This window comes from Sphingomonas sediminicola (assembly GCF_014489515.1).
GTDB lineage: Bacteria > Pseudomonadota > Alphaproteobacteria > Sphingomonadales > Sphingomonadaceae > Sphingomicrobium > Sphingomicrobium sediminicola.
This window is the reverse complement of the sequence record NZ_CP060782.1, coordinates 2,468,695-2,487,664: the sequence shown is the minus strand read 5'-3', so window position 1 is coordinate 2,487,664 and position 18,970 is coordinate 2,468,695. Positions and strand designations below refer to the sequence as shown.

Annotated in this window: 23 protein-coding genes and 4 pseudogenes; 8 read left to right on the top strand and 19 right to left on the bottom strand. The window is 63.4% G+C overall.

Features of this window, described 5'->3' with window-relative positions:
• Positions 1 to 52: 52 nt before the first annotated feature.
• From ssb to H9L14_RS13370, 5 genes are all read right to left on the bottom strand, one after another.
• A complete protein-coding gene (gene ssb / locus H9L14_RS13390) occupies positions 53 to 538 on the bottom strand; it encodes a single-stranded DNA-binding protein (RefSeq protein WP_187708487.1) in 486 nt (161 codons plus the stop codon).
• Between the two features lie 27 nt (positions 539 to 565).
• On the bottom strand, positions 566 to 2,413 hold the full coding sequence (gene feoB, locus H9L14_RS13385) for a ferrous iron transporter B (protein ID WP_187708486.1): 1,848 nt from the start codon (positions 2,411 to 2,413) through the stop codon (positions 566 to 568).
• A gap of 4 nt (positions 2,414 to 2,417) precedes the next feature.
• The gene (locus H9L14_RS13380; RefSeq protein ID WP_246444210.1) at positions 2,418 to 2,684 is read right to left on the bottom strand and encodes a FeoA family protein; all 267 of its coding nucleotides are present in this window, start codon (positions 2,682 to 2,684) and stop codon (positions 2,418 to 2,420) included.
• Between the two features lie 66 nt (positions 2,685 to 2,750).
• The gene (locus H9L14_RS13375) at positions 2,751 to 3,401 is read right to left on the bottom strand and encodes a COQ9 family protein (protein WP_187708485.1); all 651 of its coding nucleotides are present in this window, start codon (positions 3,399 to 3,401) and stop codon (positions 2,751 to 2,753) included.
• 161 nt (positions 3,402 to 3,562) lie between these two features.
• Positions 3,563 to 4,300 (bottom strand): DMT family transporter, encoded by a 738-nt coding sequence (locus H9L14_RS13370; protein ID WP_246444208.1) that lies wholly within the window; start codon positions 4,298 to 4,300, stop codon positions 3,563 to 3,565.
• 167 nt (positions 4,301 to 4,467) lie between these two features.
• Between H9L14_RS13370 and H9L14_RS13365 the strand changes: the two are divergent.
• Positions 4,468 to 5,555 (top strand): annotated as a pseudogene (locus tag H9L14_RS13365) (alkene reductase).
• Here H9L14_RS13365 and ribH read toward each other — a convergent pair.
• From ribH to H9L14_RS13335, 6 genes are all read right to left on the bottom strand, one after another.
• Positions 5,552 to 5,974 carry a 6,7-dimethyl-8-ribityllumazine synthase gene (gene ribH / locus H9L14_RS13360; protein WP_187708484.1) on the bottom strand — a complete coding sequence of 141 codons (423 nt, stop codon included), beginning with the start codon at positions 5,972 to 5,974 and terminating at the stop codon, positions 5,552 to 5,554. The pseudogene H9L14_RS13365 and the gene ribH overlap by 4 nt on opposite strands.
• Before the next feature lie 4 nt (positions 5,975 to 5,978).
• On the bottom strand, positions 5,979 to 7,259 hold the full coding sequence (gene ribB, locus H9L14_RS13355; protein ID WP_187708483.1) for a 3,4-dihydroxy-2-butanone-4-phosphate synthase: 1,281 nt from the start codon (positions 7,257 to 7,259) through the stop codon (positions 5,979 to 5,981).
• 55 nt (positions 7,260 to 7,314) lie between these two features.
• Entirely contained in the window at positions 7,315 to 7,920 is a 606-nt protein-coding gene (locus H9L14_RS13350) for a riboflavin synthase (RefSeq protein ID WP_187708482.1), read from the bottom strand.
• Between the two features lie 9 nt (positions 7,921 to 7,929).
• Positions 7,930 to 8,886, bottom strand: coding sequence for a bifunctional diaminohydroxyphosphoribosylaminopyrimidine deaminase/5-amino-6-(5-phosphoribosylamino)uracil reductase RibD (ribD, locus tag H9L14_RS13345; protein WP_187708481.1), 957 nt, complete (start codon positions 8,884 to 8,886; stop codon positions 7,930 to 7,932).
• Positions 8,887 to 8,903: 17 nt separating this feature from the next.
• The gene (locus H9L14_RS13340; protein ID WP_187708480.1) at positions 8,904 to 9,224 is read right to left on the bottom strand and encodes a hypothetical protein; all 321 of its coding nucleotides are present in this window, start codon (positions 9,222 to 9,224) and stop codon (positions 8,904 to 8,906) included.
• A 96-nt stretch (positions 9,225 to 9,320) separates the two neighbouring features.
• Positions 9,321 to 9,548, bottom strand: coding sequence for a tautomerase family protein (locus H9L14_RS13335; RefSeq protein WP_187708479.1), 228 nt, complete (start codon positions 9,546 to 9,548; stop codon positions 9,321 to 9,323).
• 157 nt (positions 9,549 to 9,705) lie between these two features.
• On the opposite strand from H9L14_RS13335, the gene H9L14_RS15215 reads away from it, so the two are divergent.
• The 3 genes and pseudogenes from H9L14_RS15215 to H9L14_RS16245 all read left to right on the top strand — a co-directional run bounded on the left by H9L14_RS15215 (position 9,706) and on the right by H9L14_RS16245 (position 10,238).
• On the top strand, positions 9,706 to 9,891 hold the full coding sequence (locus tag H9L14_RS15215; RefSeq protein WP_222949843.1) for a winged helix-turn-helix transcriptional regulator: 186 nt from the start codon (positions 9,706 to 9,708) through the stop codon (positions 9,889 to 9,891).
• A pseudogene (locus H9L14_RS17530) lies at positions 9,888 to 9,944 on the top strand (hypothetical protein); the annotation flags it as partial. The gene H9L14_RS15215 and the pseudogene H9L14_RS17530, both read left to right, overlap by 4 nt.
• 48 nt (positions 9,945 to 9,992) lie before the next feature.
• Positions 9,993 to 10,238 carry a hypothetical protein gene (locus tag H9L14_RS16245; RefSeq protein ID WP_246444206.1) on the top strand — a complete coding sequence of 82 codons (246 nt, stop codon included), beginning with the start codon at positions 9,993 to 9,995 and terminating at the stop codon, positions 10,236 to 10,238.
• Positions 10,239 to 10,406: 168 nt separating this feature from the next.
• Here H9L14_RS16245 and H9L14_RS13325 read toward each other — a convergent pair whose 3' ends face one another.
• The 3 genes and pseudogenes from H9L14_RS13325 to H9L14_RS13315 form a co-directional block, all read right to left on the bottom strand.
• Positions 10,407 to 11,075 carry a TonB family protein gene (locus H9L14_RS13325; RefSeq protein WP_187708478.1) on the bottom strand — a complete coding sequence of 223 codons (669 nt, stop codon included), beginning with the start codon at positions 11,073 to 11,075 and terminating at the stop codon, positions 10,407 to 10,409.
• 92 nt (positions 11,076 to 11,167) lie between these two features.
• Complete coding sequence (gene gltX / locus H9L14_RS13320) at positions 11,168 to 12,487, bottom strand: glutamate--tRNA ligase (RefSeq protein ID WP_187708477.1); 1,320 nt, start codon at positions 12,485 to 12,487, stop codon at positions 11,168 to 11,170.
• Positions 12,484 to 14,147: pseudogene (locus H9L14_RS13315) on the bottom strand (NAD+ synthase). Before H9L14_RS13315 ends, gltX begins: the two are co-directional and overlap by 4 nt.
• Positions 14,148 to 14,238: 91 nt before the next feature.
• On the opposite strand from H9L14_RS13315, the gene H9L14_RS13310 reads away from it, so the two are divergent.
• The 4 genes from H9L14_RS13310 (at position 14,239) to rplT (ending at position 16,273) form a co-directional block, all read left to right on the top strand.
• Positions 14,239 to 15,174 carry a ribose-phosphate pyrophosphokinase gene (locus H9L14_RS13310; protein ID WP_187708476.1) on the top strand — a complete coding sequence of 312 codons (936 nt, stop codon included), beginning with the start codon at positions 14,239 to 14,241 and terminating at the stop codon, positions 15,172 to 15,174.
• Positions 15,175 to 15,177: 3 nt separating this feature from the next.
• Positions 15,178 to 15,540, top strand: a complete 363-nt coding sequence (locus H9L14_RS13305) for a cupin domain-containing protein (RefSeq protein WP_187708475.1) — start codon at positions 15,178 to 15,180, stop codon at positions 15,538 to 15,540.
• Positions 15,541 to 15,681: 141 nt separating this feature from the next.
• Positions 15,682 to 15,885 carry a 50S ribosomal protein L35 gene (gene rpmI, locus H9L14_RS13300; protein WP_126717626.1) on the top strand — a complete coding sequence of 68 codons (204 nt, stop codon included), beginning with the start codon at positions 15,682 to 15,684 and terminating at the stop codon, positions 15,883 to 15,885.
• A gap of 13 nt (positions 15,886 to 15,898) precedes the next feature.
• The gene (gene rplT, locus H9L14_RS13295; RefSeq protein ID WP_187708474.1) at positions 15,899 to 16,273 is read left to right on the top strand and encodes a 50S ribosomal protein L20; all 375 of its coding nucleotides are present in this window, start codon (positions 15,899 to 15,901) and stop codon (positions 16,271 to 16,273) included.
• Positions 16,274 to 16,339: 66 nt separating this feature from the next.
• Here the strand turns inward: rplT and H9L14_RS13290 are convergent, their stop codons facing one another.
• The 5 genes and pseudogenes from H9L14_RS13290 to H9L14_RS13280 form a co-directional block, all read right to left on the bottom strand.
• On the bottom strand, positions 16,340 to 17,149 hold the full coding sequence (locus H9L14_RS13290; RefSeq protein ID WP_187708473.1) for a COG4705 family protein: 810 nt from the start codon (positions 17,147 to 17,149) through the stop codon (positions 16,340 to 16,342).
• A gap of 51 nt (positions 17,150 to 17,200) precedes the next feature.
• Positions 17,201 to 17,566, bottom strand: coding sequence for a hypothetical protein (locus H9L14_RS17180; protein ID WP_343070266.1), 366 nt, complete (start codon positions 17,564 to 17,566; stop codon positions 17,201 to 17,203).
• A gap of 60 nt (positions 17,567 to 17,626) precedes the next feature.
• Positions 17,627 to 18,279, bottom strand: a pseudogene (locus tag H9L14_RS17175) (malate synthase A); the annotation flags it as partial.
• Positions 18,279 to 18,767, bottom strand: a complete 489-nt coding sequence (locus H9L14_RS17170) for a hypothetical protein (RefSeq protein ID WP_222949840.1) — start codon at positions 18,765 to 18,767, stop codon at positions 18,279 to 18,281. The pseudogene H9L14_RS17175 and the gene H9L14_RS17170, both read right to left, overlap by 1 nt.
• The gene (locus tag H9L14_RS13280) at positions 18,764 to 18,961 is read right to left on the bottom strand and encodes a DUF4170 domain-containing protein (protein ID WP_187708472.1); all 198 of its coding nucleotides are present in this window, start codon (positions 18,959 to 18,961) and stop codon (positions 18,764 to 18,766) included. Before H9L14_RS13280 ends, H9L14_RS17170 begins: the two co-directional genes overlap by 4 nt.
• Positions 18,962 to 18,970 lie beyond the last annotated feature (9 nt).

Sequence of the window (18,970 nt, the reverse complement as noted above, 5' to 3'; positions counted from 1 at the left end):
AAGCCGAAGCCGGCCCGTTCGCCGCCCTCGCCAAGCTAAAGCGGAGCGATTCCTAGAACGGAACGTCGTCGTCGAGATCGGTATCGAACGCCGCGGGCTGCGGGCGCTTCTGACCCTGTGAGCTGCCGCCTCCGCTGAAATCGTCGCTGTAGCCGCCACCGCCAAAGTCGCGGCCGCCGCCTCCGCCGCCTTCGCGGCTGTCCAGCAGCACGAGCTCGCCACGAAACTTCTGCAACACGATCTCGGTCGTGTATTTGTCGTTGCCGGATTGATCCTGCCACTTGCGCGTCTGCAGCTGACCTTCGAGATAAACCTTCGATCCTTTGCGTAAATAGCTTTTCGCGACGCGGCCGAGGTTCTCGTTGAAGATGACGACATTGTGCCACTCGGTCCGCTCCTGGCGGTTGCCGTCGCGGTCCTTCCACTGCTCCGACGTGGCGATTCGCATGTTCACGACTTCACCGCCGTTGTTCAGTGAACGGGCCTCCGGATCCGCGCCGAGATTGCCGACCAGGATCACCTTGTTCACGCCCGCCATGTCACTCTCCTTGTGCTTGGCGGACAGCTATAATCCCAGCGCGACCGCCGTCCAGTAGGTTGCGCCGGCTGCGATATAAGCGAGGGCGAAAAGATAGCCGACCATGAACGCAGGCCACTTCCAGCCATTCGTTTCTCGGCGGGTGACCGCGATGGTGGAGATGCACTGTGGTGCGAACACGAACCACGCCAGGAAAGCGAGGGCCGTCGCAAGCGACCAGCGTCCGCGAAGCCGGTCCTCGAGAGCGACATTGGCCGATTGGTCGTCGCCCGCATCAATCGAATAGACGGTGCCGATCGCGCTAACGGCGACCTCGCGCGCGGCCATGGCCGGGAGGAGCGCCAGCGAGATGTCGCGATTGAACCCGATCGGCTTCACCAAAACTTCGATGCCGCTGGAAATCTTTCCGGCGATCGACGCCTCGATTTGGCTTTCGCCCGGCTTTGCCTGCGGGAAGCTTGCCAGCGCCCAGAGCAGGACGGTCGTTCCAAGAATTATCGTGCCGGCGCGCTTCAGGAAGATCAGGGCACGCTGATAAAGGCCGATCACGACGTCCTTGAGCTGCGGCATCTGGTACTTGGGCAGCTCCATCATGAATGCGCCGCCGCCGCCCTTGGTGACGGTTCTGCGAAGCGTCAGCGCTGCCAGCAAGGCGCCACCGACGCCGGTCACGTAGAGCCCGAACATCACAAGCCCCTGGAGTCCAACACCCAATCCCACGGTCCGGTCAGGAATGAACGCCGCGATGATCAGGGTGTAAACCGGCAGCCGGGCCGAGCATGTCATCAACGGCGCAACGAGGATTGTCGTCAGCCGGTCCTTGGGATTGTCGATCGTCCGGGTCGCCATGATTCCCGGAACCGCGCAGGCGAAGCTCGACAGCAATGGAATGAAAGCGCGTCCCGACAGTCCGGCGCCATGCATCAACTTGTCCATCAGGAAGGCGGCCCGGACCATGTAGCCGCTCGCTTCGAGCAGCAGGATGAAGAAGAAAAGGATTAGGATCTGCGGCAGGAAGACGACCACTGCGCCGACTCCGCCGATCACGCCATCAACAATCAGTGACCGCAGCAATCCATGGGGAAGGACATCCGCCGCGCCCTGAGCAATCAGCGCTATTCCGCTCTCGATCCAGCTGACCGGAACCTCGCTCCACGCGAAGACGGCCTGGAACATGACGAACAGCACCGCGGCCAGGATCGCCGGCCCCGCGATCGGATGGAGCAGGACACCGTCCAGCCGGTGAGTCCAGCGGCGAACTGGGCTTTCGCTGACAACGGCGGCCTTGGCGATGTCACGGGCGCGGCGTTGCAATGGAATGAGATCGGACGGCGCATGCTCGTGAACGCCGCACCGCGGAGCCGAAATCATGTCGTCGAGCGCGGCCTGCAGCTCCTGGATTCCGCGCTTCCGGACAGCCACCGTCTCGATCACCGGAACGCCAAGTTCGGCTTCGAGGCGCTTCGGGTCCAGCTGGAGGCCGTCGCGCTTGGCGAGATCGACCATGTTGAGCGCGACGATCGTCGGCAAGCCCAGCTCGATCAACTGCAGCGCAAAGCGCAGGTGATTGTCGAGGTTCGATGCGTCGACGACGATAACCAGCGCGTCAGGCGCACGCTCGCCCTTCTGCTTTCCCAGCAGAACGTCCCGTGTGACCGCTTCGTCGGGGCTGGCCGGATCGAGGCTGTATGCTCCGGGCAAATCGACAAGTTCGACCGGACGTCCATCCGCAAGCGTCAGCCGGCCGGAGTGGCGCTCGACGGTCACGCCCGGATAGTTTCCGACCTTCTGGCGAGCCCCGGTCAGCGCGTTGAAGAGGGCGCTCTTGCCGGCGTTAGGGCTGCCGGCGACCGCCACGAGCGGGAGCGGGGTCATAATCCTATGCGGGAATGTTCACGCGCACTGCGCGAGCGTGGCTACGGCGGATCGCGACGGTCATCCGCCCTACGCGGATCGCAAGCGGATCGCGGCCGAACGGGCCAAGATGGAGCGGTTCGACGACGACGCCTTCGTCAAAGCCGAAGTGTTTCAGGCGGCAGGCTTCGCTCTCCTCGAGCGCGTCCCAGTCGATAGATGCGATGGACGCGCGCGCGCCAATCTTCAGCTGGTCGAGCGAGATCGACTCCGGTTTGAAGTGCGCGGTCATCTTGCAACTGATTATCAATAACGGAGGCAGAGCGCCATAGGGCGGATTACGTATTGCCTCTCCACGCTAGCGCGCCGGGTAGCGAAGACGGCCAAGGAAACGGGACACACTAAAGTGCTCCTGTCCCTTCCATTGCGCCTTGAACTTCTCGAACTTCATAACGTCTTCTATGCGGCGGTCGAGGAAGGCCGCGGTCTCGGTCCAGCCTTCGGATTGGTCGTCGAGCCAGACCAGAAGGGTCGAAGCATAGACGCCCCCAAGCGTGGCGCGTTTGGTGTAATGATTGAAATCCGTGCTCGTATCGCCGGCAATGCGCCACATCAGGTCGGCCGTCCGCCAGCCTGACCTGAGGCCGGCCGGAACGTTCTGCGGCATGGCAAGGATCGAGAGCGCGCGGCGGACTGCCTCACGCGCGGGCGCCATGATCTCCAGCCGCTTCCAGACGATCGCCCGGATCTTCTCGCGGATTTTCAGACCTTGAAGCCGCGCCGGGGTGAACCAGGCCTCGAGCTCCCGATCCACGGCCTGGATGTACAGGTCGATCTTGCCGGCCCGATCCTTCGGCATGGCGAGCCGCGCTTGTGCCGTATTGATCCCCACCTGGCCCGCGGCGGCATCGACCGCGGCTAGAGTCCAGCCGTCGAACACGGCATTTTCGCCGACGGCGAGCGCCAGCTTCTCGCGGATTTCGTGAAGTGGACTCGGCTCCGATTGCATGGAGGCTCAACTCGTCCCTTGGACGGCAGGTTGCAAGCCCCGCTGCGGAAGCCGGACGAGCACCAGGGCCGTCGCGATCGCTACAGCGCCCAACCAGTCAAACGGCTGAAGGGTCTCGCCATAGACCATCCATCCAACGAGAGCCGAGATGGCCGGCTGCGTCAGGAGCGTAAGACCGACGACCAGGGCGGCAGCGCCCCGATCGCATAAACGAGCAGCCCCTGCCCCAGCACCTGGCTGCTGATCGCGAGGACAACCACGAACGTCCAGTCGTCCGGAATGATTTTCTCTCCGAGCAGCAGCGAGAAGGGCAGGAGCATCGCGGCTCCGAAAGCGCTCGCCAGAAACAGGAGAGGCATCGGCGCCAATTTCTCTCGAGCGCGCTCAACGGCGATCAGGTAGCCGGCGTAGAGAAGCCCGGCCGAGAGGGCGAGCATGTCTCCATGAAGATTGCGGAGCGAAAGCTCGGCGCTGCTGCCCATGAGGAGTGCCGCGCCGAGCGCCGCCAGGGTCAGGGCCACAGCCTGGATGGGTGAAGGCCAGCTGCGCGCCAGCCACAAGCCCCAGCCCGCGAAGGCGAAGCTCGCCACGTTCCCGAACAAAGTCGCATTGCCGAGCTTCGTCATGTGAATGCCGGCGTGCCAGGCCGCGAGGTCGGATGCGAAGAACAAAGCCGCGAACGCAATGATCACCCCAAGCGCTCGGCCGGGCCAATGCACGGGCTGCCTTGCAACCTTCGCGATGACGAACAGGAACGGCAGGGCCAGCGACAGGCGCCAGAAGCCCGCAGCGACCGGCCCCACTTCGGACAGGCGAACGAGCCAGGGTCCGAAGGCGAGCAGACTGCTGCCGACCAGCAATGCAGGGAATGCGAAGGAGTGATGATGAGGCCGGTTCACAAGCGGTGATTAGGGCCTTCACCGTGCACATCAAAGCCGGAACTGCATGTGTCGGCCATAAAGCAGACTTATGGACTCAAGCCGCGAATTGAATTGAAAAGGAACCGAGGAAATCTATTTGGGCCGCCGACTGCTGGAGAGGGTTCACCCACAACGAAAGGACCCGAATGCCCACTCTTTTTGATCCGCTCGAGCTTGGCGCGCTCGAGCTTCCCAACAGAATTGCGATGGCACCGCTGACGCGCGCCCGCTCCAACCGCGATGCCGTGCCGAACGAGCTCATGGCCGCCTACTATGCCCAACGCGCGAGTGCCGGGCTTATAATCTCCGAAGCGACTGGGATCAGCCGCGAGGGCTGGGCTGGCCCAACGCGCCGGGTCTCTGGAACGATGCGCAGATCGAAGGCTGGAAGCTGGTCACCGACGCCGTGCATCGGTCCGGCGGACGGATCGTCGCGCAGCTTTGGCACATGGGGCGTCTCGTTCACCCCGACCTTGGCGGACGCCAGCCGGTAAGCTCGTCGACCACGACCGCACCGGACTATGCGCACACCTATGAGGGCAAGAAGCCCTACGTCGCTGCACGTGCAGCCACCTTCGAGGACATCCGCCGGATCATCGGAGACTATGCTTCGGCCGCGCGCAACGCGGTCGCCGCGGGATTCGACGGCGTGCAGATCCACGGCGCGAACGGCTACCTGGTCGACCAATTCCTTCGCAACGGCGCCAATTTCCGGACCGACCAATATGGCTGCTCGATCGAGAACCGCTTGCGTTTCATGACCGAGGTCCTGGAAGCGGTCGGCAAGGCGATCGGCATGGATCGCGTCGGCATCCGCTTCTCGCCCAACGTCTACACGCAAGGCGTCGAGGACTCCGATCCTATTCCTCTGTTCGCGGCGCTCGCAAAGCGGCTTGAAGAATTAAAGGTGCCCTGGATCGAACTACGCGAGGCGCATCGGCCGACCTCGGCGGGAGCTGTTCCGACCGAGCCCGTAAGCCCGTTCATGCGTCCGCTCTATTCGGGCAAGATCCTGCTCAACAGCGACTATGACGGGCCGAGTGCGCGAGAGCGCATGGCGGAAGGCATTGCTGACGGCATCAGCTTTGGCCGCCCGTTCATCTCGAACCCCGACCTCGTCCACCGGTTGGCGGTCAGCGCGCCCCTAAGTCCGGGCGATGTGGGCACCTTCTATTCGGGTGGTGCCGAGGGATACGTTGATTATCCCACCCTCGACGAAGCGGAAGCGGCCTAGGCCCCGTACTTTTCTCGAAGCTCGTGCAAGGCAAGGGCGGCGCGCGCGGCGTGACCTCCCTTGTCGCCTTGTCCAGGATCGGCGCGTTCGATCGCCTGGCTCTCGTTTTCCACGGTCAAGACGCCGTTGCCGATGGCAAAGCCGGCCAGCGTGAGGTCCATGAGCGCACGCGCGCTCTCTTCGGAGACGATCTCGAAATGATAGGTCTGGCCGCGGATAACGACGCCCAGGGCGACGAAGGCGCAGAATCGCCCGCTCTTCGCCGCGAGCGAAATCGCTGCCGGAAGCTCCAGCGCACCCGGCACGGCGATCGTCTCGTGACTATGCCCGGCTGCCTCGATTGCCTTGCGCGCTCCGGCGAGAAGCATGTCGTTGAGGTGCGGATAGAAGCGCGCCTCTGCGATCAGGATTGTCGCCATGACGTCAGTTCCCCGCCCTGATCGCGCGCTCTTCGACGATCTCCAGGCCGTAGCCGGAAAGCGCGACCGGCGACTGGTGCGTATTCGTAAGCAGGATCATTTGATGGATGCCGAGGGCCGCGAGGATCTGTGCCCCGATCCCGTAGCTTCGAAGAGCCGGCCCTTCGGTGGGCTTGCCTGCGCGCAGATCGGCCGAGCGCGAGAGCGATCCCGGTGCGGCCGCGTGGAGCGCGACGATGACGCCCGCGCCTTCCTTCTCGATCATCCGCATCGAGCCCTGGAGCAATCCCGAGCGCTGGCTCGCTTCGCCCAGAACGTCGGCAAACAGGTCCAGGCTATGCATCCGAACGAGCACCGGGCGGGTTACGTCGAGTGCGCCGTGCACGAGCGCGAGCTGTTCCTCCCCGGTCGCCTTGTCGCGGAAGACCTGCGCCTGCCACTCGGCGCCGCTCTGCGCCCGGAACGCGGTTGAGGCGGCGCGCGCGACCATGTGGTCTTTCTTCAGACGGTAAGCGATGAGATCGCGGATCGTGCCGATCTTCAGCCCGTGGGTCCGGGCGAAATCCATGAGATCATCGAGGCGAGCCATGCTTCCGTCGTCGCGCATGATCTCGCAGATGACCGCGCTGGGATTCAGACCGGCCAGCCGCGAGATGTCCACGCCGGCCTCAGTGTGACCGGCACGAACCAGCGCCCCGCCGGGCTTTGCGACCAGCGGAAAAACATGCCCCGGCGATACGAGCTCGTCCGGTCCGTGCGAAGCGTCGATGGCAACGGCAACCGTGCGTGCGCGGTCCGCGGCGCTGATGCCAGTCGAAATGCCTTCCTTCGCCTCGATCGAAACGGTGAAGGCCGTCTCATTGCGGCTGCGATTGTTGTTGACCATCGGCTGGAGACCGAGCGCGTCGGCGCGATCCTTGGTCAGGGCCAGGCAGATCAGCCCTCGCCCGTGCCGGGCCATGAAGTTGATCGCTTCGGGCGTCGCCATCTGGGCCGGAATGACGAGATCGCCTTCGTTCTCGCGGTCGTCGTCGTCGACCAGGATGAACATCCGGCCGTTGCGCGCCTCATCGATGATCGCCTCGGTCCCGACCAACACTTCCGTGTTTCCACGCTGAAGCAGCTTTTCCAGCCGCACCAGAGTGTCGGCCGTCGGATTCCAGTCCGTATGGCCGAGCTTGCGCAGCGAATTGGGGTGAAGCCCCGCGGCGCGGGCAAGGGCGGCGCGGCTGACCTCGCCGGTCTCGATGATGGCGTTCAGCCTGTCGATGAGAGTTGTGCTCATGAAGCGCGCACATAATCACATTGCAGTGTGATAGAAAGAAGGAACAGTGATGTTCCTATTGTGCGCGCGTGGCAAGCATCCGGTCGATGTAGCGGGCGATCACATCAATCTCGACATTGAGCTGTCGCCCCTTCTTAATATCGCCCAATGTCGTCTCATGCGCAGTGTGCGGGATGATGTTTACGGAGAAGTGCGTCCCGTCTTCGGTATCGCTAACGTCGTTGACCGTCAGTGACACTCCATCGAGGCAGACGGACCCCTTTTGGGCAATCGCGGGGGCGAGAGACCGGTCTACGCGAATTCCGATGCGGGTGGAATCGCCTTCGGGGCAGACGCCGATCACCTCGCCGACGCTATCGACATGCCCGGTAACAATATGGCCGCCGAGCTCATCGCCCATCCGGAGCGGGCGCTCCAGATTCAGGCGAGAGCTTTCGCGCCACATATCCTTCGCCGTACGTGCAATGGTTTCAGCCGAAACATCGACCGCGAACCAGTCGTCGCCCTTGTCGACCACTGTCAGGCAGACGCCCGAGCAGGCAATCGATGCGCCCAACTCCACGGTCGACAGATTGTAGCCGGTGCGAACTTGCAGGCGCAGATCGCCACGCTGCTCAATGCTGACGACTTCTCCGACGTCGGTGACGATCCCCGTGAACATGTCCGGCGCTTAAGCCTCGCGAACCCGCTCGTAAACTTCGAGCCGGTCTACGCCGAGCCGGCGGCCATCGCTCGATGCCCACTGCCCGTGCGCATCGGCGATCGCGTCCAGCCCGACATAGCCGAAGGACGACTTGCCCTCGCCGACGATGATCGGCGCCCGATAGATCAGAATCCGGTCGACGAGATCCGCCGAAAGAAACGCCGTCGCGGTCGCCGATCCGCCCTCGACCAGCAGGTCGTTGACGTCATGAAGTCGATAGACATCTTCCGGCTTTCTAAGGATTTCCCAGCCGTCGACCGCTTCGCCCCGGGTCAGCAGCGCCCGCTTCGGCGACCAATCCTCCAGACCTGGCAGGCGAACGTCGAGGCGCGGCGCATCCGCCAGATAGGTGCCGCGGCCGACTAGGATCATGTCCGAATGCGCGCGCTCCAGATGCACGTGCTTTCGCGCATCTTCGCCGGTGATCCATTTGCTTTCGCCGGAGGGCAAGGCGATCTTGCCGTCGATCGACAGCGCAAGCTTGAGGGTAATTCGAGGACGTCCGATCCTCAGCCGCGTGAGCCAGCCCGCCAGGGAGTCCCGCGCGGCCTTGCGGCCAATGCCTAGCTTCACGTCGATCCCGGCATCCCGCAGGCGCCTCATGCCAGTGCCGAAAACGCGCGGGTCCGGGTCTTTCATGGCGATGACGACCCGCGCAGGCTTGGCTTTCACCAATAGGTCGGCGCAGGCTGGGCCTCGCGGGCTCTCGTGGGCGCACGGTTCCAGCGTCACGTAGACGGTCGAACTCCTCGCCTTCCTGCCTGCCCTATCGAGCGCAATCGCCTCGGCATGAGGCCTGCCGCCCAATGCGGTCGCCCCGCGTCCGACAATCTCGCCGTTGCTCGAGACAATCAGGCAACCGACGTTCGGATTGGGCGCACTTCGCCCGCGTGCAGCTTCGCCAAGCCGCACCGCTTCAGCCATGAAGCGCCCGTCGGCGCTTACATTCCGAGCTCTTTTTCCAGCTTCTGGAATTGCCGTTGCTTCTCTTTGGCGGCAGCGTCGCGCTTGGCCTGATCGACCTTTTGCTGAGCGATGATCTCGGCATCGGTGCGATTCGAGGAATAGAGCTGAACCTCGACCACCCGCGGTGGTGGCGCGGTGTTGATCTTCGAATCGACGAGGAACTCGATGATGATGATCATCGTAACCAGGATGGCCAGAGCTGCGCCGATGAACTGCTCGCGGCTCCCATGGCGCATGAAGGCGCGAAGATCGGCAATTGCTGCGCGCGGCCCGACGGGCTTGGGGAACCAGGACATGGGTGGAATGTAGGCGCTGGCACCGGCGAGTGCCAGCGCTGGCTTCGTACCCGGCGGGTGCCTGACACCACCCGCTGGGACCGAGACGGAGAGTCGTCAGGCGGCTTCACGTCCTTTCTGCATTGCATGGACGGCAGCAGCATTGAGGCGCTGCCCACCGATTCCCCAGTCATTCTGCTGGATCTCGTTGATCTTGACCCAGGTTACGGATCGCATTGCTTCGCCTTCCACGCTGACCATGGCGTCGGTCACGCGCTCGATGAGGTCCTTCTTCTGGTCTGGGGAAAAGACGTCCTTGATGACGTCGATTGTCACGAGTGGCATTGGGGTCTCCTTGAAAACGCGCTGACCGTGCAGCGACGGGCTGCCCGATGGGTCAAAGGCGGCGTGCCCATCCAGTTCAAAGGATGAAGCAACCGACTACAGTTTCTGAAGTGGAGCTCGGCTCGGCGGACGTGTATCCGGCGCGAAGGAGGCCAGCATGAGATACGGCCAATTCTGCCCCATCGCGAAAGCAACCGAGATACTCGGGGAGCGGTGGACGATCCTGATAATCCGCGAGCTGCTCATGGGCGGCAGGCGATTCAATGAGCTTCAGCGCGGCTTGGGAGACATATCGCCGGCACTGCTTTCGGGAGGCTCAGGAGGCTCGAAAAGGATGGGCTGATTGCCCGGCGCCAAATTCCCGGCCAGCGAGGATTTGAATACTTCCCGACTCCCGCCTGCGAGGCGCTGCAACCTACGATTGCCACTCTTGGAGAATGGGGAATGTGCTGGGCGCGCGGGGCGCTCGATGACGAGGATTTCAACCTCGATCTGCTGATCCTGTACCTGGAGAGGAGCATCGATCCGGAACAGCTGCCGGGTGTCGAAACCGTCATCCAGTTCAAGTTTACCGACGTTTCGAAGCAAAAGGACTGGTGGCTCCTCGTCCGGAACGGCAGCGTCGAAGTCTGCGTCGTCCCACCGGGCGTGACGTGCACGTCTTCTTCACCACCGATGTTCGAACGATGAGCGAGGTCTGGATGGGGGATCGTAGCTACCGGGATGCAATCCGTGCCGGAAAGCTCATGGTCGAAGGGAGCCGGCGCTGACCCGAAGGATCAGCACCTGGCTCCGCCCGAGCATTTTTGCGAACTCACCGCAAACGCCGGCAGGCGGCGCGCCGGCGCTTGTCCCCGCCTAGTCCTGAAGTTCGAACCGCAGGGTGATGACCGTCGTAGTCGCCACGGCCCGTCCGTCTTCGGTCGCCGGTTTGTAACGCCAGTAGGCGATCAGGTGCTTGCGGGCCGCTTCGAAAAACGAGCGGTCAACACGACCTACGGGCTCGACGGCGGTCACCCGGCCACGATCGTCAATCGCCAGCTTCAGGCGAAGCGTAGCTTCTTCCTCGAGCCGCTGCTTGTCCGCCGGATAGGGCGGCTTGATCAGCAGCTCAGGCGTCGCGAATCGCGGACCGACACGGACGGGCTGCGAGATCGGGGTCGTAGTCGGACCTGGATCCAGATTCGGCCCGGCGATCGGTCCGAAATCCGGCTGCGGGATCGGCGTTGTGTCGATGGTCGGGCCGGCCAGGCTTGGCACCGGAAAAGTTCGCGATGGCTGGTATGGCGTCGACCTCGGCGGCTGATGCGTTTCCTTGGTGGCCGGCGGGTCCGGAATCGGCGGAGGGTCGGGCGGGATAGGAATCGGCCGGACGATGATCGGCGGATCCACAATTCTCGGCGGGACGGCCAATTTCGCCGTCATCACGGCAGCGATCAGGACTGCATGACCGCCGACGATGAACAACAGGGCATTGGGATGGCGCCGGTAAGCGGCGAAGCCTGACGTATCGGCATACACTGGCATGACCTTGACTCCTTCTGACGCGAGCCAAGTAGAATGTTACAACATTACATGTTTAACGCAACGTGAATTGCATCAGGCGGCAAAGGACCGGCTTAACGCTTCGCGGCTGCCCTCAACCTCTGAATCGCGCGATCCTTGCCCATGCGGGCAACTAGTCCCGCCATTTCGGGGCCGCTCTCGCGACCGGTGAGGGCAAGGCGGAGCGGATGGAAAAGCTCGCGGCCCTTCTTGCCGGAGGACGCTTTCAGTTCACCGGTCAACGCCCGCCAGGGCTCGACATTCCAGTCGAGACCATCGGCGACAGAGGCGGCATCGCGCATGAGCAGGCGCTCATCGTGCGCGAGTTCAGGCACATCCACGTCGCCCTTCAGAACGCCGAACCAGGGTTCGAAGTCGGAAAGGCGCTCGAGGTTCGGTCGCAGCAGAAGCCAATCCTCTTCGGCGGCTTCAGCCGGAAGCCGACTCTTCACCGCGGAGAAATCGAGCCTGTGGAGCAGGCGGGCATTCAAAAGCTCGACATCGTGCGGATCGAAATGTGCGGGCGCACGTCCGAAATGGGCGAAATCGAAATCGCTCGCGAGCTCGTCCAGGCTGGCGATAGGCTCGACCGGTTGCGATGTCCCAATCCGCGCCAGCAGCGAAAGCATCGCCATCGGCTCGACACCCTCTTCGCGCAGATGTTCGGCGCCGTACGACCCGAGGCGCTTCGACAGCTTTCCTTCCGACGCCACTAGCAGCGCCTCATGGGCGAACTGCGGCGGTTTCGCGCCAAGCGCCTCGAACATCTGGATCTGGGCCGCGCTATTTGTGACGTGATCCTCGCCGCGAACGATATGCGTGATGCCAAGGTCGACGTCGTCAATCACACTCGGCAGCAGATAGAGCCAGCTGCCATCCTCGCGCCGAACGACCGGGTCCGACAGTAATTTCGCATCGAACCGCTGCTGGCCGCGGATGAGGTCGGTCCATTCGATCGGACGGTCATGGTCGAGCTTGAAGCGCCAGTGCGGCTGGCGATCGTCCGGAAGCAACGAATCCGCCGTATTGCGCTCGTAAACCGGCGGCAGGCCTCGCCCGAGCAGCACTTTCCGGCGAAGCTCCAGTTCCTCGGGCGTCTCGTAGCATGCATAGACACGCCCGGCCGCTTTCAGCCGCTCGAACTCGCGCTCGTAGAGGTCGAACCGCTCCGACTGCCTCACTTCCGAACCGGCGGTAAGGCCCATCCATGCCAGGTCGTCACGGATTGCGTCGACAAACTCCTCCCGGCTTCGCTCCCGGTCGGTGTCGTCGATCCGAAGGAGGAACCGGCCGCCATGCTTCCGCGCAAACAGGAAGTTGTGCAGTGCCGTGCGGATGTTGCCGACGTGAAGCCGGCCGGTAGGAGACGGGGCGAAGCGGGTGATCACGCTCATTTTGGTAGCCCCGTATGGAAGAAATTGCTGATCGGGTAGCGCCGGTCGCGGCCGAAATTCCGGACGCCGATCTTCACCCCCGGCGGCGCCTGGCGGCGCTTGTACTCGGCCCTCAAGACCAGCTGCTCCATCTTCGCCACCAACTCCTCCGGCTCGCCGGTCGCGGCTGCCGTCTCGCGGACCGACATCTCCTTGTCGACCAGCGCCTCGAGGATGCGGTCGAGGTCGGAATAGGGCGGCAGGCTGTCCTCGTCCTTCTGACCCGGACGAAGCTCCGCGGTCGGCGGCTTTGTGATTACGTTCGCCGGCATCACGGGACCTTCGGGTCCAAGCGCGCCTTCGGGCCTGTTGTGATTGCGCCACCGCGAGAGCGCGAACACTGTAGTCTTGTAGGCGTCCTTCAGCACATTGTAGCCGCCCGACATGTCTCCGTAGAGCGTCGCATAGCCCACGCTCATTTCGCTCTTGTTGCCGGTGGTAAGCAGCATCGGGCCGAACTTGTTCGACAGCGCCATCAGCGCGACCATCCGCAGCCGCGCCTGGATATTCTCCTCGGCCAACCCGGGCTTCGTTCCCTGGAATGCCTCCCCAGCGCCTGGTCGAACGCGGCCACTCCGGGCGCGATCGAAATGACGTCATGACGACAGCCGAGCAAGCGCGCGCACTCGCGCGCGTCCCCGAGGCTCTCCTCGCTCGTGTACTTGGAAGGGAGCATCACGCCCCAAACCTTCTCTGCTCCAAGCGCGTCGACCGCGATGGCGGCGGACAGAGCGCTATCGATTCCGCCGGACAGTCCGAGGATCACGCCCGGGAAGCCGTTGCGGCTCACATAGTCGCGTAAGCCCACGACCATCGCCCGGTAGACGTCCTCCGGATAGGGATCGAGTTCGTGATCAGCGCGGGTGGCGCAGCGCCAGCCCTCGGCCTCGCGCTTCCATTCCGTGATGAGCAGCTGCTCGTCCCAATCGGCCATCTGCACGACGCGCTCGCCGTCCGGGTGCATGATGAAGGACGAGCCGTCGAACACCAGTTCGTCCTGGCCGCCGACGCGGTTGAGATAGGCCATCGGCAGGCCCGTCATCGTCACCCGCGACCGCACAAGTCGCTGGCGGATGTCGTCCTTGTCGAGCTCGTAGGGGCTGCCGTTAGGCACCAGCAGCAATTCCGCGCCGGCATCGGCCAAATGAGCGCAGACCGCTTCCTGCCAGATGTCCTCGCAGATCGGCACGCCGATCTTCACGCCGCGAAAGTCGATCGGCTCCGGCAGCGGCCCGGGCGCGAACACGCGCTTCTCGTCGAACGTCCCATAGTTAGGAAGCTCGCGCTTGAGCGTTCGCGCGACGACCCTGCCGCCCTCGGCCAAGATCATCACATTGTAGTTCTCACCCTCTTCGTGATGGATCGATCCGAACAAGAGCGCAGGTCCCGGCGTCGCAGTCGCATCGACCAGCCGCTCGGCTGCCTCCATCGTGCGCCGCACGAACTCCGGCTTCAGCACGAGGTCTTCCGGCGGGTAGCCCGTCAGCTGGAGTTCCGGCACCATCAGCAAATCGGCGCCGGCCGCCTGTTCGCGCACCGCGAGGATCGCCTTTCCGTTGCCCACCAGGTCGCCGACGCGCTGGTTCATCTGGGCAAGCGCGATGGTCAGGCGATCCGTCATGAGCGCGATTTAGCGTGCGCGCCGCCTCCCGCAACCTTTACGGAACCGCGACTCCCTCGCTAAGGAAAGCTTCAGCCGGGGACCTAAGCCGATGAAACTGCTCGCGGGGAACAGCAACACGCAGCTGGCCCGATCGATTGCCGACTATCTGGAAATCGCGTTGACGGAGGCGAGCGTCCGCCGCTTCGCGGACGAGGAAATCTTCGTCGAGATCCACGAGAACGTGCGCGGCGAGGACGTCTTCGTCCTCCAGTCGACCAGCTATCCGGCGAACGACAACCTCATGGAGCTGTTGATCTGCATCGACGCGTTACGCAGAGCATCGGCCAAGCGGATCACCGCGGTCGTGCCCTACTTCGGCTATGCGCGGCAGGACCGGAAACCCGGCCCACGCACGCCGATCTCGGCCAAGCTAGTCGCGAACCTGATCACGACCGCGGGCGCGAACCGCGTTCTGTCTGTCGACCTCCACGCCGGGCAGATCCAGGGTTTCTTCGATATTCCGACTGACAACCTCTTCGCTGCGCCGGTCATCGCGGCCGACATCCAGGCACGGCTGTCAAACAAGAACCTCATGATCGTGTCGCCGGACGTCGGCGGCGTGGTCCGCGCCCGTGGTTTGGCGAAGCGTCTCGACAACGCGCCGCTGGCCATCGTCGATAAGCGCCGCGAGCGCGCCGGCGAGTCCGAGGTGATGAACATCATCGGCGACGTCGAGGGCCGCACCTGCATCCTCGTCGACGACATCGTCGATAGCGCGGGCACCCTTTGCAACGCCGCGGCGGCCCTGCGCCAACAGGGCGCGGAAGAAGTCTTCGCTTATTGCACCCACGGCGTCCTTTCCGGCGCCGCGGCGGCGCGCGTCGGCGCTTCGGAGCTCAAGGAACTCGTGGTCACCGATTCGATCTGGAGCGGAGAGGCGGACGTCGAGGGCGGCAAGATCCGCCGCCTGACGATTGCCCCATTGCTCGCCGAGGCCGTGCGCCGGATTGCCGACGAAAGCTCGGTCTCCAGCCTGTTCGACTAGGCCATGCGACTGGACGTCGTCCTCAAGCGCTTCGAAACGCCCGACGAAGTCCGCGAATTTGAACTCGGAAAGTTTGAGCTGGTCTCGCTCGGCAGAATGACCATCGGCCGGGCGACCTACCAACCCGGCTGGAAATGGTCGGTCCATGTTGGCGCGGCGCTCGGAGCGACGTCCTGCCATGTCGAGCATGTCGGAATGGTCGTCTCGGGATGCGCAACCGCCGCAATGGACGATGGCGGGGTCATTGAGATGCGTGCCGGCGATATCTTCTACGTCCCGCCCGGCCACGACAGCTGGGTCGTCGGCGACGAACCCTATGTCTCGCTGCACTTCATGGGCGCGGAGGATTACGCCGCGCACGACTAAAGCCCTCAGTGCCTTGCCTTAAACAGCTGTCGCATTTATAGGCCCGCGCTTTCCAGATCATTGGAAAACCAATGGCCCGGCCAAAAGGCATGCCGTGGCGGTTGGATCATGTCGCGTCCCACGGGGCGCAAAGGAGACGAAATGCCCAAGCTGAAGACCAAGAGCGGCGTGAAGAAGCGCTTCAAGCTCACGGCGACCGGCAAGATCAAGCACGGGGTCGCTGGCAAGCGCCACCGCCTGATCAGCCACAACGCCAAGTACATTCGCCAGAACCGCGGCACCGAAGTTCTCGCCGACGCCGATACGGCGCGCGTGAAGCTCTGGGCGCCCTACGGCCTCAAGTAAGGAGTAGCGGGAAATGGCACGCATCAAGCGCGGCGTAACCACGCGCGCAAAGCACAAGCGGATCCTCGAGAATGCGAAGGGCTATTACGGCCGTCGCAAGAACACGATTCGCATCGCCCGCCAGGCAGTCGAAAAGGCAGGCCAGTACGCCTACCGCGACCGCAAGGTGAAGAAGCGGAGCTTCCGCGCACTCTGGATCCAGCGCATCAACGCCGCGGTCCGCGCGGAAGGCCTGACCTACGGGCAGTTCATCCACGCCTTGAAGCTTGCGAGTATCGACCTCGACCGGAAGGTCTTGGCCGACATCGCGATGCACGAAGGCGAAGCGTTCAGCGCCATCATCGCCCAGGCGAAGAAGGCGCTCGATGGCAACAAGGCCGCGGCCTAGCCTCAAGCGCTAAAGAACAAAAAAGGGCGTCGGGAGCTGATCCCGGCGCCCTTTTTGCGTCTTCGCCTAAGCTTGCGCCGCCCCTTCCCTCTCAGGGCGTCTACCAGCGCGTTGCGGAAGCAGGCTGATCAGCAGGATGATCGCGACCGCCAGCGCGAGCGAAGCCAATGGGCGGCTCAGGTCCAGGCCGCCCTTGGCGAGCGGCTTGTCGAGGAAGTCGCCGACCGTGGCTCCGAGCGGCCGGGTGAGGATGAAAGCGGCCCAGAACAGGAATGTGTGGGATATGCCCGTCCGGAAATAGAGCACGGCGAGGACGATCAGCATGGCTCCGAACACCAGCGCGCCGCCGGAATAGCCGAGCCCCGCATCGGCAATCCAATCGCCGAGTGCCGTGCCCAACGTCTGCGAGAAAGTGATCGTGAGCCAGTAGAAGGCTTCCGCCTTGGGCGTCGCGACTGTGTTTACATCCACGGTCCCGAGCGACCGATACCAGGCGAAGAGGGAGACGAGGACGAGTGCAAGCAGCACGAGCGAGCCGCCCGGATAGCCGACCCCGAGCGCACGATCGGCGAAGTCGGCCAGGGCCGTTCCGGCCGTCGTGGAGGCCGCGATCGTCGCCCAATACAGCCACGGATTGAAGGTGAGCGCCCTGATCTGCGCCCACACGAGCACAATGAGCAAGCTCCCAAAGATCGCGGTGCCGATGAGGTAACCGTTGGGAACCGGATGGGGCGTGGTTTCGCCCAGCCAGGTCATCGTCACGGTGTCGCCTGCTGTTTCTCCGAGCGTCGTGGCGAGGATCTTGATGATCCAGAACCCCAAGGTGATTGCGGGGACCTTCGACAAGGCTTCCTGCCGCAATTGCCGCTCGCTCATCCTCAAGCTCTCCTGGTCAAGAGCAACACAACGATGTCTCGAACAGAGAGTTCAGTCCAAGCGTTCGTACGCAGGCAGGGTCAGGAATTCGGTAAAGTCGTCTGAGACGACCATTCCGCGGAAAAGTTCGGAAGCGTCGGCGATGTTCGGGACTTCCTGAAGCAGGCCGATCTCCTCTTGGTAGAGCGCGTCGAAAAGCTCGCGCGTGAAATTGCGGCCATCGTCGAGCGGCGCGTCGAAGTGCAGCCATTGCCACAGCTGCGCGCGGCTGATCTCCGCCGTCGCCGCATCTTCCATCAGATTGTAGAGCGGCACCGCGCCTTTCCCGCCGAGCCAGGCGGCGAGATATTGCACGCCGACGCGGATGTTCTCGCGAGCGCCCTGCTCGGTCCGCGGGCCCGTGTGCAGCTTCAGCATCTCGTCGCGGCTAGGTACTTGGCTTGGCCTCTTCGATAGTTGGTTCGGACCCTGCATTGCTTCGAACGCTTCTAGGGCGATCGGAACGAGCCCGGGATGAGCGACCCAGGTACCGTCGTGGCCGTTGGTGACTTCGCGCAGTTTGTCGGCCCGAACCTTATCCATCGCAGCTCGGTTCGCTTCCTCGTCGCCTTTGACCGGGATGAAGGCCGACATGCCCCCATCGCGAAGGCTCCACGACGGTGACACGTGTCGATCAGGCGCAGCGAGTAAGCGGCGAGGAAAGCTTTATCCATCGTCATCGCCGAACGATCGGGCGTCAGGCGATCGGCGCTCCGGCCGAGGCGCTTGATCGTCGAAAAGATGTAGTCCCAGCGGCCGCAGTTCAGGCCGACGATGTTCTCGCGCAGCGCATAGAGAATCTCGTCCATCTCGAACGCCGCCGGGATGGTCTCGATCAGGATCGTCGCCTTGATCGTCCCGCGCTCGAGCCGGAGCCGGTCCTCGGTCAGCGCGAAGATGTCGCTCCACAGCGCCGCCTCTTCCATGCTTTCAAGCTTTGGAATGTAGAAATACGGACCGGAGCCCTTGGCCAGCGCCGAACGAGCATTGTGCCAGGCGTAGATCGCAAAATCGAAAAAGGCGCCCGCAACCGGCTGATAATCGACAGTCACGTGATCCTCCGGCAGGTGCAGCCCACGCGGACGGACCATTAGGACCGCGGATTTTCTCCCACGTCGTAATGTTTCTCGCTGTCAGGATCGCGGTAGTGGAGGCGGCCAAGCCAATAAGCCTTGAGGTTCGCCTGCCCCGTGATGAGTTCATCCCAGGTAGGCGAAGTCGCGTCCTCGAAATCGGCCATGAACACGCGCGCGCCGGAATTGAGCGCGTTGATCACCATCTTCGCGTTGGTCGGCCCGGTAATCTCGACACGGCGGTCCTGAAGGTCGGTAGGGATCCCGCCTACCGTCCACTTTCCCTCACGGACCTCGCGCGTATCCTCCCGGAAATCGGGAAGCTCGCCGGCATCGAACCGCTCTTGCCGCTCGAGCCTCTTGTCGAGAAGCTCGCGCCGGCGCGCGTCAAAACGCTCGTGCAACTCGGCAACAAGATCGAGCGCATCCGGGGTCAGGACGGCGCCCGCCCCGGGCACATGGCTTGGCTCGGCCACTATCCTTGGCCGGTCGATCACTGAATTCATGCGCGATTCGGCTCCACGCAAATCGAATAGCGCGTTGTCGCTCCGCAATGATCCCGAAAAGTGAGCCGTTGCCATTCGGTGCGCGCCTTCACTTCATTGTCGTAGGGTCCGAGCACCTTCTCCGTGCCGGGCTGGATCTCGCTGAAGCGGCAGTCGCTGTAGTCGCCGCCAATCACCCAATAGCGATAGGTCATTTCTTCCCT